Annotated in this window: 9 protein-coding genes; 7 read left to right on the forward strand and 2 right to left on the reverse strand. The window is 72.7% G+C overall.

Features of this window, described 5'->3' with window-relative positions:
* The first annotated feature begins 121 nt into the window (after positions 1-121).
* The 4 genes from ACIGXP_RS03815 to ACIGXP_RS03830 all read left to right on the forward strand — a co-directional run bounded on the left by ACIGXP_RS03815 (position 122) and on the right by ACIGXP_RS03830 (position 5,263).
* Entirely contained in the window at positions 122-733 is a 612-nt protein-coding gene (locus tag ACIGXP_RS03815; protein WP_003948568.1) for a response regulator transcription factor, read from the forward strand.
* Positions 734-1,748: 1,015 nt separating this feature from the next.
* Complete coding sequence (locus ACIGXP_RS03820) at positions 1,749-2,336, forward strand: sigma-70 family RNA polymerase sigma factor (protein ID WP_030641278.1); 588 nt, start codon at positions 1,749-1,751, stop codon at positions 2,334-2,336.
* A 163-nt stretch (positions 2,337-2,499) separates the two neighbouring features.
* Positions 2,500-4,008 (forward strand): IMP dehydrogenase, encoded by a 1,509-nt coding sequence (gene guaB / locus ACIGXP_RS03825; RefSeq protein WP_363214321.1) that lies wholly within the window; start codon positions 2,500-2,502, stop codon positions 4,006-4,008.
* Positions 4,009-4,138: 130 nt separating this feature from the next.
* Positions 4,139-5,263 (forward strand): GuaB3 family IMP dehydrogenase-related protein, encoded by a 1,125-nt coding sequence (locus ACIGXP_RS03830; protein WP_351238991.1) that lies wholly within the window; start codon positions 4,139-4,141, stop codon positions 5,261-5,263.
* Positions 5,264-5,331: 68 nt separating this feature from the next.
* Here the strand turns inward: ACIGXP_RS03830 and ACIGXP_RS03835 are convergent, their stop codons facing one another.
* Both ACIGXP_RS03835 and ACIGXP_RS03840 read right to left on the reverse strand, forming a co-directional pair.
* Complete coding sequence (locus ACIGXP_RS03835; RefSeq protein WP_363214320.1) at positions 5,332-5,883, reverse strand: hypothetical protein; 552 nt, start codon at positions 5,881-5,883, stop codon at positions 5,332-5,334.
* Between the two features lie 138 nt (positions 5,884-6,021).
* Positions 6,022-7,230 (reverse strand): nucleotide sugar dehydrogenase, encoded by a 1,209-nt coding sequence (locus tag ACIGXP_RS03840; protein WP_363214318.1) that lies wholly within the window; start codon positions 7,228-7,230, stop codon positions 6,022-6,024.
* Between the two features lie 279 nt (positions 7,231-7,509).
* On the opposite strand from ACIGXP_RS03840, the gene ACIGXP_RS03845 reads away from it, so the two are divergent.
* The 3 genes from ACIGXP_RS03845 (at position 7,510) to ACIGXP_RS03855 (ending at position 14,583) form a co-directional block, all read left to right on the forward strand.
* On the forward strand, positions 7,510-9,219 hold the full coding sequence (locus tag ACIGXP_RS03845) for an FAD-dependent oxidoreductase (protein ID WP_399763668.1): 1,710 nt from the start codon (positions 7,510-7,512) through the stop codon (positions 9,217-9,219).
* A 266-nt stretch (positions 9,220-9,485) separates the two neighbouring features.
* Positions 9,486-11,540, forward strand: a complete 2,055-nt coding sequence (locus ACIGXP_RS03850; RefSeq protein WP_399763671.1) for a serine/threonine-protein kinase — start codon at positions 9,486-9,488, stop codon at positions 11,538-11,540.
* A 172-nt stretch (positions 11,541-11,712) separates the two neighbouring features.
* Positions 11,713-14,583, forward strand: a complete 2,871-nt coding sequence (locus tag ACIGXP_RS03855; RefSeq protein WP_399763673.1) for a protein kinase — start codon at positions 11,713-11,715, stop codon at positions 14,581-14,583.
* Positions 14,584-14,655: the final 72 nt, after the last annotated feature.

The following is a 14,655-nucleotide window of genomic DNA, read 5'->3' on the forward strand; positions in this document are numbered from 1 at the left end:
TGCGGAGGCGGTTGAAAACACAAGCGCTCGGGCAGGCGTCCGAGGCGGTCGACCGCACAGGTGACGATTCCGTACCAGCCTGGAGGCTCAAGGTGACGCGCATCAGCTGCGGAGGGCGGCCATGACATCCGTCCTCGTCTGCGACGACTCCCCGCTTGCCCGAGAAGCGCTCCGCCGCGCGGTGGCGACCGTGCCCGGCGTCGAGCGCGTGACGACGGCGGCCAACGGCGAGGAAGTCCTCCGCCGCTGGGGCGCCGACCGCTCCGACCTCATCCTGATGGACGTGCGCATGCCCGGCCTGGGCGGCGTGGAGACCGTGCGCCGTCTGCTGTCGGCCGACCCCGGCGCACGCATCATCATGCTCACCGTCGCCGAGGACCTCGACGGCGTGGCCCTCGCGGTCGCCGCCGGCGCCCGGGGCTACCTGCACAAGGACGCCTCGCGCGCGGAGCTGCGGGCCACGGTGACCCAGGCCCTGGCGGATCCGACCTGGCGGCTGGCCCCGCGCCGGCTCCGCTCGGCCGAGATGGGTGCCGCGCCCACGCTCACCGCGCGTGAGATCCAGGTTCTGGAAGGCATGAGCCACGGCCGCTCCAACGCGGAGATCGGGCGCGAGCTGTTCCTCTCCGAGGACACCGTCAAGACCCATGCGCGGCGCCTGTTCAAGAAGCTCGGCGCCTCCGACCGGGCCCACGCCGTGGCGCTCGGCTTCCGCTGGGGACTGGTCCGGTAGGCAGTGCCCAGCCCTGCGGGGCAGGCGGGGCCGGCCGCCACCGGTGCACCACTTCCGGAACCGTACGCATATCCACCTCCCCTGGCCGCAGCCGGGCGCCCTGCCGGCGTCGGAATCGCCCGGGGAAGGGGACACGGCACGCTGCCCGGGATGTCCGGGCGGACTGCCGGCTTCCGGGTGTCCGGGCCGTGCGGCGACTTCCGGGGCCCCGGGCCGTATGCCGCCATCGGCGCGTCCCGGCCGTGCGCCGAACCGAACCCCGCCACGACGACGCACTCGTCCTGGACGCACTCGCGGAGCCACGCCGGGCCCCGGGTCCGGAAGGCCGTGCCTCGGCCGACCGTGAGGCCGGACGAGGGCTTCCGGGGGGCGTCTCGGCCTGCCCCGGGTATGCACGGGGACGCGCGCGTGCGTGCTTCCGCGGGACTCTCGGCCGCAGGGCGTACTGCCGCGCCCCGGCCGCCTGCGGACCCGGACCCGGGTGCCCTGCGGCGGCACCCCGGGCTTCGGCGTCGTACCGTCGCCTCCTGGTCCGCCCGTCGGGGCGGTACTCGGACGTGGCGCGGTGAAACGCCTTGGCGGGTGTTCGGGTTGCCCGTGGAAGCGGCCGTGACGCGCCGCCGACGGGTGGACCCGGTCACACCCGAGGAGGCGTACGGCAGGCCGCCGGCCGGGTGGGGGTCGTACGCGGGAACGGAGATCCACTCCGTGAACACCCGTGGTCGGAACCGCTGGACGAGGATCGCGGCACACGCGGTCGGGTTGTGCGCGCCCTGGGCGTCACGACTCCGTCGGACGCCTCGGCGGGCGCTGCGCAAGGAGGCCCGCCGGACGCGCGATGCTCGTTTCGGCGCGGATGCCGCATCCTTGAGATGTGGAGTCTCTCGGGGACGAGTCGGTCGAGCGGAAGGGGAGGGCGCAGGGAATGACTGCCGGCGCGCCTGCTCATAACGCTTCGGTGCACAACCACGAGCACGATGCGACGGACCGGACGGCCGCAAGGCACCATGGACCGATGCGCGACGACGAGGCGGGCACGGCCCACGGGGCGATCGGTGCACTCGTGCATCGCGCCGTCGACGGGGACGAGCAGGCCACGCACGATCTGCTCGCGCACGTGCACCCGTTGGCGCTGCGCTACTGCCGCACCCGGCTGTCCCGGCTGCCCGGCGACGCGCGCCACTTCGTCGAGGACCTGGCCCAGGAGGTCTGTGTCGCGGTCCTGCTCGCGCTGCCCCGCTATCGCGACACCGGCCGCCCCTTCGAGGCGTTCGTCTTCGCCATCGCCTCGCACAAGGTCGCCGACCTCCAGCGCGCCGCGATGCGCCACCCGGGCTCCACGGCCGTCCCCTCGGACGAGATGCCGGAACGCCCCGACGACTCCCTCGGCCCCGAGGAGCGCGCCCTGCTCAGCAGTGACGCCGAGTGGGCGAAGAAGCTGCTGGCCAACCTCCCCGAGAACCAGCGCGAGCTGCTCCTGCTGCGCATCGCCGTGGGCTTGACCGCGGAGGAGACGGGGCAGATGTTGGGAATGTCACCCGGCGCCGTCCGGGTCGCCCAGCACAGGGCGCTGAGCCGCCTCCGCGCGCTCGCCGAGCAGTAATCCCCTGGCGCGCAGCACCCCGCGCTCCCTCGCTGAACAGGTGCGCCGCCGTTTCCGTACGAACATACGAAGCCTGAAGCGACCCCGTACCGTGGAATTTGCTAGCGATGCTTCCCGTTAGCATGGACATCCGCACCGATCAAGGCCATTTGGGGAAGGTGTCATGACTGCCAACGTCGACGGAGTGCCCGGAAAATTCGCGACACTCGGGCTGACCTACGACGACGTGCTGCTGCTGCCGGGCCCGTCGGACATGGCACCCGACGAGATCGACACCGCCTCGTACGTCTCCAAGAACGTGCGGGTCAACATCCCGCTGCTGTCCGCCGCCATGGACAAGGTGACCGAGTCCCGCATGGCGATCGCGATGGCCCGCCAGGGCGGCGTCGGCGTGCTGCACCGCAACCTCTCCATCGAGGACCAGGCCAACCAGGTCGACCTGGTGAAGCGCTCCGAGTCCGGGATGGTCACCGACCCCATCACCATCCACCCGGACGCCACTCTCGCCGAGGCCGACGCGCTGTGCGCCCGGTTCCGCATCAGTGGTGTCCCGGTGACCGACGGCGACAAGAAGCTCCTCGGCATCGTCACCAACCGTGACATGGCCTTCGAGAGCGACCGCAGCCGCCGCGTGCACGAGGTCATGACCCCGATGCCGCTGGTCACCGGCAAGGTCGGCATCTCCGGCCCGGAGGCCATGGAGCTGCTGCGCAAGCACAAGATCGAGAAGCTGCCGCTGGTCGACGACGGGGGCGTCCTCAAGGGCCTGATCACCGTCAAGGACTTCGTCAAGGCGGAGCAGTACCCGAACGCGGCCAAGGACGCCGAGGGCCGTCTGCTGGTCGGCGCGGCGGTCGGTGTGGCCGGTGACGCCTTCGAGCGTGCCCAGGCCCTGATCGAGGCCGGTGTCGACTTCATCGTCGTGGACACCGCGCACGGCCACTCCCGGCTGGTCGGCGACATGATCGCCAAGATCAAGTCGAACTCCTCCGGCGTCGACGTCATCGGCGGCAACGTCGCCACGCGCGACGGCGCCCAGGCCCTGGTCGACGCGGGCGCCGACGGCATCAAGGTCGGTGTCGGACCGGGCTCCATCTGCACCACGCGCGTGGTCGCCGGCGTCGGCGTCCCGCAGGTCACCGCGATCTACGAGGCCGCGCTCGCCGCCAAGGACGCCGGTGTCCCGGTCATCGGCGACGGCGGTCTGCAGTACTCCGGCGACATCGCCAAGGCCCTGGTCGCGGGCGCCGACACGGTGATGCTCGGATCGCTGCTCGCGGGCTGCGAGGAGTCCCCGGGCGAGCTGCTGTTCATCAACGGCAAGCAGTTCAAGTCGTACCGCGGCATGGGTTCGCTCGGCGCCATGCAGACCCGCGGCGACCGCAGGTCGTTCTCCAAGGACCGCTACTTCCAGGAGGGCGTCGCCTCCGACGAGCAGCTGATCCCCGAGGGCATCGAGGGCCAGGTGCCCTACCGCGGCCCGCTGTCCTCCGTCGTCCACCAGCTGGTCGGGGGCCTGCGCCAGTCGATGTTCTACGTCGGCGGCAGGACCGTGCCCGACCTGCAGGCGAACGGCCGGTTCGTGCGGATCACCTCGGCGGGCCTGAAGGAGAGCCACCCGCACGACATCCAGATGACGGTCGAGGCGCCGAACTACAGCAGCAAGAAGTGACGAGCGGAAAGTGACGCCCACGCGCGCGTGAAGCTCACCGGCGGCGGCCCCGGAGCATCCGGGGCCGCCGTTGCCGCACCCGTCGGCGATACTGGAAGGCGCTGAAACGCATCAGGGAAAGGCCACAGACGTGACTGAGATCGAGATCGGGCGCGGCAAGCGCGGCCGCCGGGCGTACGCCTTCGACGACATCGCCGTCGTCCCCAGCCGCCGTACGCGGGACCCGAAGGAGGTCTCGATCGCCTGGCAGATCGACGCCTACCGCTTCGAGCTGCCCTTCCTGGCCGCTCCCATGGACTCCGTCGTCTCCCCGGCCACCGCGATCCGCATCGGCGAGCTGGGCGGCCTCGGTGTGCTCAACCTGGAGGGCCTGTGGACGCGGCACGAGGACCCGCAGCCGCTGCTTGACGAGATCGCCGGGCTGCCCGCCGAGCAGGCGACCCGCCGCCTTCAGGAGATCTACGCGGCGCCCATCAAGGAGGAGCTGATCGGCGCGCGCATCAAGGAGGTGCGCGACTCGGGCGTGGTCACCGCGGCCGCGCTCTCCCCGCAGCGCACCGCCCAGTTCTCCAAGGCGGTCGTGGACGCGGGCGTGGACATCTTCGTCATCCGCGGTACGACGGTCTCGGCGGAGCACGTCTCCCACTCGAGCGAGCCGCTGAACCTGAAGCAGTTCATCTACGAGCTGGACGTCCCGGTGATCGTCGGTGGCTGCGCCACCTACACCGCCGCCCTGCACCTGATGCGCACCGGCGCGGCCGGCGTCCTGGTCGGCTTCGGCGGCGGAGCCGCCCACACCACGCGCAACGTACTGGGCATCCAGGTCCCGATGGCCACCGCCGTCGCCGACGTGGCCGCGGCCCGCCGCGACTACATGGACGAGTCCGGCGGCCGGTACGTGCACGTGATCGCGGACGGCGGTGTCGGCTGGTCCGGCGACCTGCCCAAGGCGATCGCCTGCGGCGCCGACGCGGTGATGATGGGCTCCCCGCTGGCCCGCGGCACGGATGCGCCCGGCAAGGGCCACCACTGGGGCATGGAGGCGGTCAACGAGGAGCTGCCCCGCGGCAAGAAGGTCGACCTGGGCACGGTCGGCACGATCGAGGAGATCCTCACCGGCCCGTCCCACACCCCCGACGGCTCGATGAACTTCTTCGGCGCCCTGCGCCGTGCGATGGCCACCACCGGCTACAGCGAGCTGAAGGAGTTCCAGCGGGTCGAGGTGACGGTCGCGGACAGCCAGCACCGCCGCTGACCCGTCGTCGTACGCGAAGGGCCCGTCCACCGCACCGGTGGACGGGCCCTTCGCGTTGCGTGCGAGCGTTACGCGGCGGCCTTCTTGGTGCCCGAGAACGCGGCGAAGCCGGCGATGGCGAAGAAGAGGAAGGTCAGCGGATCGGCCTCCTCCTTCCAGGCCTTCTGCACCACGTCGAAGTGGTCGAAGAAGATCTGGGAGAAGCTCAGGCCGGTCTGCTTGGCACCGATCATGGCCTCGCCCACCAGCTGGCCGAAGTACACGGAGGCCAGGGCCAGGACGACGGCGACGATGGGCAGGACCGGGTTACGGCCGCCCGCCTTGCCGGCCGCGAGGCCGATGACGAACCCGACGCCGACGGCCGCGTAGCCGATCTCGTGCTTGGTGGCGCCGATGACGACGCCGTAGAGCGCGGCGGCGGCCACCGCGGCGACGACCGCTGCGGCGAGACCCAGCACGAGGTTGTTCCGGCCCGGCGCGGGCGGTGCCGGCGGCGCGAAGGCACCCGGCTGCGGCGGGTACGGCGCTCCCGGGGCGGGGGCCGGGGCCTGCTCGGCGTACGGGTTGCCGGTCACCGGACCGGACTGCGGCGGCTGAGGCGGTGGTGCTGACTGGCTCATGACAGGAATCCCCCCGAGATGGAGCACGGCTGAAGAACGGGAACAGAGGACGCTCGCGCATCTGTGTGCGGCGAGTCCGGGGGAGACTAACAGCCGGGGACGACAACGCCCCCGGCTGTTTTCCGTTCGTGACCGGGCTCAGAGCCGGTGCGCCGCCCCCGTGGGTGTGGCCCCGCGCGTGTCCAGCAGCAGCTGGGCCTTCACCGACAGCCCCTGCAGGTCGTACGTCCGGTGGTGCTGCAGCAGGATGGTCAGGTCGGCCTCGGCGGCGGCCTCGTAGAGCGCATCCGCGCGCGGGACCGGGCGGTCCAGGACGTTCCAGGAGGCCACGTAGGGGTCGTGGTAGCTCACGGAGGCGCCCAGCTCCATCAGCCGGACCGCGATCTCCTGGGCCGGGGTGCCCTGCTGGTCGGCGAGGTCGGGCTTGTAGGTGACGCCGAGCAGCAGCACGCGCGCGGCACGGGCGGACTTGCCGTGCTCGTTGAGGAGGGTGGCGGCGCGCTGGACGACGTACCGCGGCATCCGGCTGTTGACCTGCTGGGCCAGCTCCACCATGCGCAGCGTGCGGGTGGCGTGGCCGGTGAGGTCCTGTGCGACTCCGTGGCCGCCGACGCCGGGGCCGGGCCGGAAGGTGTGGAAGCCGAACGGCTTGGTCTCCGCGCAGCGGATCACGTCCCACAGGTCGACACCCAGCTCGTGGCAGAGCACGGCCATCTCGTTGACCAGTGCGATGTTGACGTGCCGGAAATTGGTCTCCAGCAGCTGCACCGTCTCGGCCTCGCGCAGCCCACGCGCGCGTACCACCTTGTCGGTGAGCCGGCCGTAGAAGGCGGCGGCCGACTCGGTGCACGCGGGGGTGAGGCCGCCGATGACCTTGGGGGTGTTGGCGGGGGTGTGCTCGCGGTTGCCGGGGTCGACCCGGCTGGGGGAGTAGGCGAGGTGGAAGTCGCGCCCGGCGCGGAGCCCGGAGCCCTTCTCCAGCAGGGGCCGCAGGAACTGCTCCGTCGTTCCGGGGAGCACGGGCGACTCCAGGATGACCGTGGTGTGCGGGCGGAGCCGTTCGGCGAGTGTGCGGGCGGCCGCCTCCACCTGGCCGAGGTCGAGCCCCCCGTCGGCGCCGCGCGGGGTCGACGCGCAGATCACCGCGGTGCGCACCCGGCCGAGCTGGGCCGGGTCGGTGCCGGGCCGGAACCCCGCCGCGTGCATCCGGCGCAGCTCGGCGGGGCTGAGCGAGCCCGCCTCGGGGCCGGTCGCGTAGCCGATGGTGGCGATGCCTGCGGCGACGGCGGCCTGGGCGAGCGGCAAACCGTAGGGGCCGAGTCCGATGACGGCGAGGTCTGAGGGCATGCGTGGGCCGTCCTTCCCAGTAGCCGAAGCGGAACAGGTACGCAACCGCTGCCGACAGGATGAGCGAGTGCTCTGTCAGACTAGGTACATATATGACCGTTATGTCTGATTGTGTCCGTGTGTCTTCCAGGGTTGTGCGCAAGTTGTCCACAGGTTGGGAGTCCGTGGTGGCTGAAGTGGGGCAACCCGGTCAGAATTTGGGCATGAGGAGGGGATGAACCGGGCTTCGCCCACCGGGTGCGGCCGACGCGAGCGAGTGTGCGACAGCGGGAGGCAGCGGTGAGGACAGCGACTCTGGGGCCGGCGCAGCGCGCCGAGGCACTGGCGGCGATGGCGGAGCGCGAGCTGGACATCCTGGTGATAGGCAGCGGAGTCGTGGGCGCGGGGACCGCGCTGGACGCCGTCACGCGCGGCCTGTCCACCGGACTGGTCGAGGCCCGCGACTGGGCGTCCGGGACCTCCAGCCGGTCCAGCAAACTGATCCACGGCGGACTGCGCTATCTGGAGATGCTCGACTTCGCGCTCGTCCGCGAGGCCCTGAAGGAGCGCGGGCTGCTCCTGGAGCGGCTCGCCCCGCACCTGGTCAAGCCGGTGCCGTTCCTGTATCCGCTGCAGCACAAGGGCTGGGAGCGGCTGTACGCGGGCTCGGGCGTGGCCTTGTACGACGCGATGTCCATGGCCCGCGGCCACGGCCGGGGCCTGCCCCTGCACCGCCATCTGTCACACCGTCACGCGCTGCGCGTCGCGCCCTGCCTGAAGAAGGACGCCCTGGTCGGCGCCCTGCAGTACTACGACGCCCAGATGGACGACGCCCGCTTCGTGGCCACTTTGGTGCGCACGGCGGCGTCCTACGGCGCGAAGGCGGCCAACCGCGCGCGCGTGACCGGGTTCCTCCGCGAGGGCGAGCGGGTCGTCGGCGCCCGGGTGCAGGACGTGGAGGGCGGCGGGGAGTACGAGATCCGCGCCAAGCAGATCGTCAACGCGACCGGCGTGTGGACCGACGACACCCAGGCCATGGTGGGCGAGCGCGGCCAGTTCCACGTCCGCGCCTCCAAGGGCATCCACCTGGTCGTGCCCAAGGACCGCATCCACTCCACCACCGGCCTGATCCTGCGCACCGAGAAGTCCGTCCTCTTCGTCATCCCCTGGGGCCGGCACTGGATCATCGGCACCACCGACACCGACTGGGACCTCGACAAGGCCCACCCGGCCGCGTCCAGCGCCGACATCGACTACCTGCTGGAACACGTCAACTCGGTGCTCGCGGTGCCGCTCGGCCGCGACGACGTACAGGGCGTGTACGCCGGTCTGCGCCCGCTGCTCGCCGGGGAGTCCGACGCCACCAGCAAGCTGTCCCGCGAGCACACGGTCGCCCATCCGGTGCCGGGGCTCGTGGTCGTGGCGGGCGGCAAGTACACCACCTACCGGGTGATGGCGAAGGACGCGGTCGACGAGGCCGTGCACGGCCTGGACATGCGGGTCGCCGAGTGCGTGACCGAGGAGACCCCGCTGCTGGGTGCGGAGGGGTACCAGGCGCTGTGGAACGCCCGCGCACGCACAGCGGCCCGCACCGGACTGCACGTGGCCCGCGTGGAGCACCTGCTGAACCGGTACGGCTCACTGGCCGAGGAGGTCCTGGACCTGATCGCCGCCGACTCAACCCTGGGCGAGCCCCTGGCCGCCGCCGACGACTATCTGCGCGCCGAGGTGGTGTACGCCGCCTCGCACGAGGGCGCCCGGCACCTGGACGACGTCCTCACCCGCCGCACCCGCATCTCCATCGAGACCTTCGACCGGGGCACCCGCAGCGCCCGTGAGGCGGCCGAGCTGATGGCACCGGTCCTCGGCTGGGACAAGGGCCAGATCGAGCGCGAGGTCGAGCACTACGAGAAGCGGGTGGAGGCCGAGCGGGAGTCCCAGCTCCAGCCCGACGACCAGACGGCGGACGCGGCGAGGCTGGGAGCCCCGGACATCGTGCCGCTCGGCTGAGGAGGCGCGCCCGGCCCTTCCGTTCCCGTGCGGGCGGCACGGTGCTCCGCCCTGACGGAGGCGAACGGCGGAGCCGGAGATTCCGCGAACGCCGGGCCGCTGTGGCCGACGGCAGCCGAACGGCCGTCACCCCCGCGAGCGGAACGCGCACTTCGCCCGGCTTCCGGCGTGTTGGCCCGCCTGGGCGAAGGGGCCCCTGGGCGTGGAGCACTTGTCGAGTGAGAGACAATGGAGGCTCTGTCAGGGCGGGTTGTATGAGGGGACGCATGTCGGAGGCGGAGCGGGCGGGTGCATCTCGTCAGGAGACTCGTCAGGACAAGAGCGAGCGTCGTCTCCTCGCCGGGCGGTACCGGCTGGGAGACGTGCTGGGCCGGGGCGGTATGGGCACGGTCTGGCGCGCCGAGGACGAGACCCTGGGCCGGACGGTCGCCGTCAAGGAACTGCGGTTCCCGTCGAACATCGACGAGGAGGAGAAGCGGCGCCTGATCACGCGCACCCTGCGCGAGGCCAAGGCGATCGCCCGGATCCGCAACAACAGCGCGGTGACGGTCTACGACGTGGTCGACGAGGACGACCGGCCGTGGATCGTCATGGAGTTGGTGGAGGGCAAGTCCCTCGCCGAGGTCATCCGCGAGGACGGCCTGCTGGAGCCCAAGCGCGCCGCCGAGGTGGGCCTCGCCATCCTCGACGTGCTGCGTTCCGCGCACCGCGAGGGCATCCTGCACCGGGACGTCAAGCCGTCCAACGTACTCATCGCCGAGGACGGCCGGGTCGTCCTCACCGACTTCGGCATCGCGCAGGTCGAGGGCGACCCGTCCATCACCTCCACCGGCATGCTCGTCGGTGCCCCCTCCTACATCTCCCCGGAGCGCGCCCGCGGTCACAAGCCGGGCCCGGCGGCCGACCTCTGGTCGCTCGGCGGGCTGCTGTACGCGGCGGTCGAGGGCGTTCCCCCGTACGACAAGGGTTCGGCGATCGCCACGCTGACCGCGGTGATGACCGAGCCCCTGGAGGAGCCCAAGAACGCGGGCCCGCTCAGGGACGTCCTCTACGGCCTGCTCGCCAAGGACCCGGCCAAGCGGCTCGACGACGCCGGCGCCCGGGCGATGCTCAACAAGGTGATCCACGCGCCCGAGCCGGAACCCCTGGACGCCACCCGGGTGGTTCCGCTGCCGGCCCAGCCCGGCCCGTCCGAGGACGAGCGGGGCGGGGGCAAGCGGGGCGAGGAGGCCGCGGAGAAGCTGCGCGGCGCGCTGCGGTCGGTCCGCAAGGCGGCCGGGGCGGCGGCCGGTGCCGCGGCGTCGGCGCGGACGAAGAACGGCGACTCGGCCGCTGCGGGCGCCGGTGCAACGGCGGGCCCGGGCGGTGCCACGGCCGGCGGGGCGCGTCCGGCGTCCGCCGGCGGAGCGTGGCCCGGGCCCGGTGCCGGATCCAGTGGCCGGCAGGGCGGCCCGTCCTCGGCTGCCGCCGGTGTACCGAACTCCAGCGCGAACAAGCCGAGTTCGGGCTGGCCCGTGATGCCGCCGCCGGATCTGGACCTGCCGCCGCGGCCGGTGCCGAGGGCACCGCTGACCGACGTCGTGCCCAAGCGCACGCTGGTGATCATCGCCGTAGTGGTCGTCCTCGCGGTGCTCGGCACCGTCCTGGCCTTCGCCCTGAACGACGACGACAAGGGCGGCAAGAGCAGCGGCGCCGGGGCGGCGGCGAGCGCCGCTGCCTCCACCAAGCAGGACAAGAGCGGCAGGAACACGGACCGCGGGGCAGGGACGGGCGGGGCGGGCCCGTCGTCGGCCGGCACCGGTGCGTCCGGCCGCGCGGTCGACGCGAGCGCGTCCGCCGACGCCTCCGGCGCGTCCGGCGCGTCCGGTGCGAAGGGCGGCGGGAGCGCGCCGGCGGTGTCGACCCGCAAGAGCGGCCAGGGCTACTCGATCGGCCTGCCCAAGGGATGGTCGTACACGTCCACCGACCGCGCGGGTGACCGCTACACCGGTCCGGACGGCCAGAAACTGCTCATCGGGTGGACAAGTGAGCCCAAGTCCGACCCGGTGGCGGACTGGAAGAACCAGGAAGGTGCCATGGTGCGGTCCCAGTACCACAGGATCCGCATCGAAAAGGCGGACTACCACGACTGGAACACGGCCGACTGGGAGTTCACCTATGTCGAGGACGGCACCGAGTACCGCAGCATCGACCGAGGGTTCGTGGTCAACGGCCGTCTCGGCTACGGGCTGATGTACACGGCGAAGGCCGCGAACTGGGACAGCGCGCTGCGCAAGGACACCTGGAAGACGCTGACGGCGTCCTTCGAACCCAAGTCGTAGCCAGGCCGTGGACATCGGGCGCGGGTTTGCGGCGTGAGAATCCGTCATCCACTCCGTGCGGGTTGCCTCCGGCACGTATCGTGAATGGTTGCGGACCGTACGCACCCGGGTGTGTGCCAAACGGGTCGTGAGGCGAACGGATATGACCAGCCGGGCGGCCGGGGGAGGCGCAGTGGAGGACTACGCGGGTCGGGTGCTCGCCGACCGCTACCGCCTGCCTTTGCCGCCCTCCGACGCGTACGAACTCACCGAGACCCGCGCCTTCGACACCTACAGCGGCCAGGAAGTGCTCGTCCGGCAGGTGCCGTTGCCGGAGGTCGTCGAGGCCGAGGTGCTCGACGCGGAGGGACTGCCCGAAGGCTTCACCGCGAGGGAGCGGGGGGCCGGGGCCCGGCGGACGGCGGACGCCCGTACCGCCACCCGGCGGCCCGCCGACCCGGCCGTACGGCGCGCCGTCGAGGCCGTGCAGGCGGCGGCCCGCATCCCCGACCATCCGCGCCTCGACCAGGTCTTCGACGTGTTCGCCGAGGGCGGCTCGCTGTGGATCGTCAGCGAGTTGGTGGCCGCGCGCCCGCTGGCCGCGCTGCTCGCCGAGCAGCCGCTGTCGCCGTACCGGGCGGCCGAGGTCGCCTCCGACGTGCTCATGGCGCTGCGGGTGCTGCACGGACATGGCTGGGTGCACCGCAACATCACCGCTCGCACGGTGCTGGTCTGCGACGACGGCCGCGTGATGCTGACCGGCCTCGCCGTCGGTGCCGCGGAGGAGGCGTTGTGCGGGTACGACCCGGTGCCGGCCCAGGACGGCACGCCGGAGGGAGCCCCGGGCGCGGCGGGAGCCGGCTCCGGTGCGGGGTTTGAGGTGCCTCCGCTCGCCGGGCAGCAGGGCGCCGGCTCCGGTTTTGGCGGCGCACCCGGTGGCGGGGCTGCCGGAGCGGGACCGATTCCTTCCGCGGACGTCGATCCCGAGGCCGCACGCCGGGCCGCCATCCAGGCACGCGCGGCCGGAGGGCTGCCGGGGCCGGGGGCGAACGGGGTGCGCGGCGGTACGGGGGTGCCTGGCGGTACCAGGGGCCCCGGGGGCACCGGGGCGCCAGGCGTTCCTGGGATGCGCGGCGGTGCCGCGGTCCCTGGTGGTACGGGGGGCTCTGGCGGACTTGAGATGGCCGGCGGTACTGGGACGCCGAGCGGCACCGGGGACCCCGGGGTGCCCGGCCCTGCGGGGCAGCGGTCGCTGGAAAGCGGCGCGGACATCCGTGCCGCCCGCGCCGGTGCCATCGCCGCATACCGCGCGGGCGCGCGTGCCGCGGCCCGGGTGCAGGAGGCCCGGCAGAGCGGGCACGCCGCCCTGCCCGGGGCCCGGCCGCCCGCCGAGGGCGGCACCGGTGCCACCCGGACCGACGGCACGGAGCTGTCGCCGTACCCCGGCCGCATCGCCGACCCCTACGGAGCACAGGGCGAACCCTGGCCCGGCGCCGCACCCCGCCCCGGTGCAGCCGACAGCTCCCGGGATCCGGGCGGTGGTTCGCAGCGGCCCGGTAGCGCCGGTGGCCCCCCGGGCCCGGGCGGCGGCTCGCAGTCGGCCGGGGCCGCCTCGGCGGGGCAGCGGTCCGGGTATCCGGCCGTACCCGGACAGGTATCCGATCCGGAGTACTGGACCGGCGCCACCCCCGGCCGTCAGGTCGGGGACCCGCCGTCCCCGGGTACCGGCCCGGGGCACCAGCTGCTTCCCCAGCAGGCCCAGCCCCGCCCCCGTTGGGACGACACCGGGACGGCCGTGACCGGTGCCCGGCGCGGAGCCGGTACCGCGTTGGCGGCCGAGCGGGCGCGGCAGGTGCGGATGACCGTCGTGGGGCCGGTGACCGAGCGGTGGGCGCCGGAGCAGGCCGGTCCCGTGCACGAGAACTGGCAGCTGGCGGCGCCGATCGGGCCGGCGACCGATCTGTGGGCGCTGGGCGCGCTGTTGTTCCGGGCCGTGCAGGGACACGCGCCGTACCCGGAGGAGTCGACGGCCGAGCTGGTGCAGCTGGTGTGCGCCGAGCCGCCCGCCTTCGCCGAGGAGTGCGGTCCGCTGCGGCCGGTCGTGGAGTCGCTGCTGCGCCAGGACCCCACCGAGCGGCTGGACTTCGAGGAGCTGAACGGCTGGCTGCGCTCCCTGGTGCGCTCCGCACCCGAGCCGGACGCCGGCACCCATGTCGTACCCGTGCCGTCCGCCGATCCGAGCCGGCTGCCGATCGTGCGGCGCCGCGGCGAGCTGGTGCGCATGCGACGACGCCGCGCCGGACTGCCCGAGGGCCATCCGCACGGCCGGCACAAGCGAGCCGGCGCCCGGGGGCAGGAGCGTTCCCCGCGCAGCCTCGGCCGGACGCTGCTCCTGCTCATCCTGCTCCTGCTGGCCGGCGCGATCGCCTACGCCGTGCTGTTCATGCCCGGACAGGGGAAGAACGGGGCCGCGGGCAGCGACCGCACCGGGACCGCGGGGGAGGCGAGTCCCGTGCCGTCGCACACCGGGCAGCAGCCCCCCTCCGGGCAGAGCACGCCGAAGAACACCGCGCCCGCCACCGAGACCCAGACCGGCGGCGACACGTCCGTCGCCGACGGCTTCACCCTGCGCAAGGACCCCGACGGCTTCCAGGTGGCCGTCGCCAAGGGCTGGGACCGCACCCCGAAGAACGGCAGCGGCCAGGTGGTGTACGCACACGGGAACTTCGAGCTGATCGTCGTCCCCGGACGGGACAGCGCCGCCACGTACGGCAGTGACCCGATGCGCTACCAGCGGGACAAGGAGAGCGAGCTCCAGCCGTACCGCGACTCCAGCTGGGCCACGGCGACCGGGCTGCGCACCATCGAGGTCGGCGGACGGACCATGGCCGAGGGGCAGTTCACCTGGACCGACGGGCAGGGGCGCGACCTGTTCGTGCGCAACATGGCGATCCTGCTGAACGGCCGCTATCACCTCGTCCAGGTCCGTGGTCCGGAGGCCGAGCGGGACGAGGTGACACGGCTGTACGAGCAGGCTGTGGCGACGTACCGCTACACGCGTTGAGCACGCCGTATACCGGTTGACCGATCCGGGCCGTTCGCCCCCGCGACAACCGTCACAGTGCTGTCACCTTGG

The sequence above is a fragment of the Streptomyces sp. NPDC053069 genome (genome assembly GCF_044546895.1).
Lineage (GTDB): Bacteria > Actinomycetota > Actinomycetes > Streptomycetales > Streptomycetaceae > Streptomyces.

Excerpts from the sequence above, each read along its gene's own strand:
- ACIGXP_RS03815 (WP_003948568.1), top strand. The coding sequence starts at position 122 with ATGACATCCGTCCTCGTCTGCGACGACTCCCCGCTTGCCCGAGAAGCG.
- ACIGXP_RS03820 (WP_030641278.1), top strand. The coding sequence starts at position 1,749 with ATGCGCGACGACGAGGCGGGCACGGCCCACGGGGCGATCGGTGCACTC.
- guaB (WP_363214321.1), top strand. The coding sequence starts at position 2,500 with ATGACTGCCAACGTCGACGGAGTGCCCGGAAAATTCGCGACACTCGGG.
- ACIGXP_RS03835 (WP_363214320.1), bottom strand. The coding sequence starts at position 5,883 with ATGAGCCAGTCAGCACCACCGCCTCAGCCGCCGCAGTCCGGTCCGGTG.
- ACIGXP_RS03840 (WP_363214318.1), bottom strand. The coding sequence starts at position 7,230 with ATGCCCTCAGACCTCGCCGTCATCGGACTCGGCCCCTACGGTTTGCCG.
- ACIGXP_RS03850 (WP_399763671.1), top strand. The coding sequence starts at position 9,486 with ATGTCGGAGGCGGAGCGGGCGGGTGCATCTCGTCAGGAGACTCGTCAG.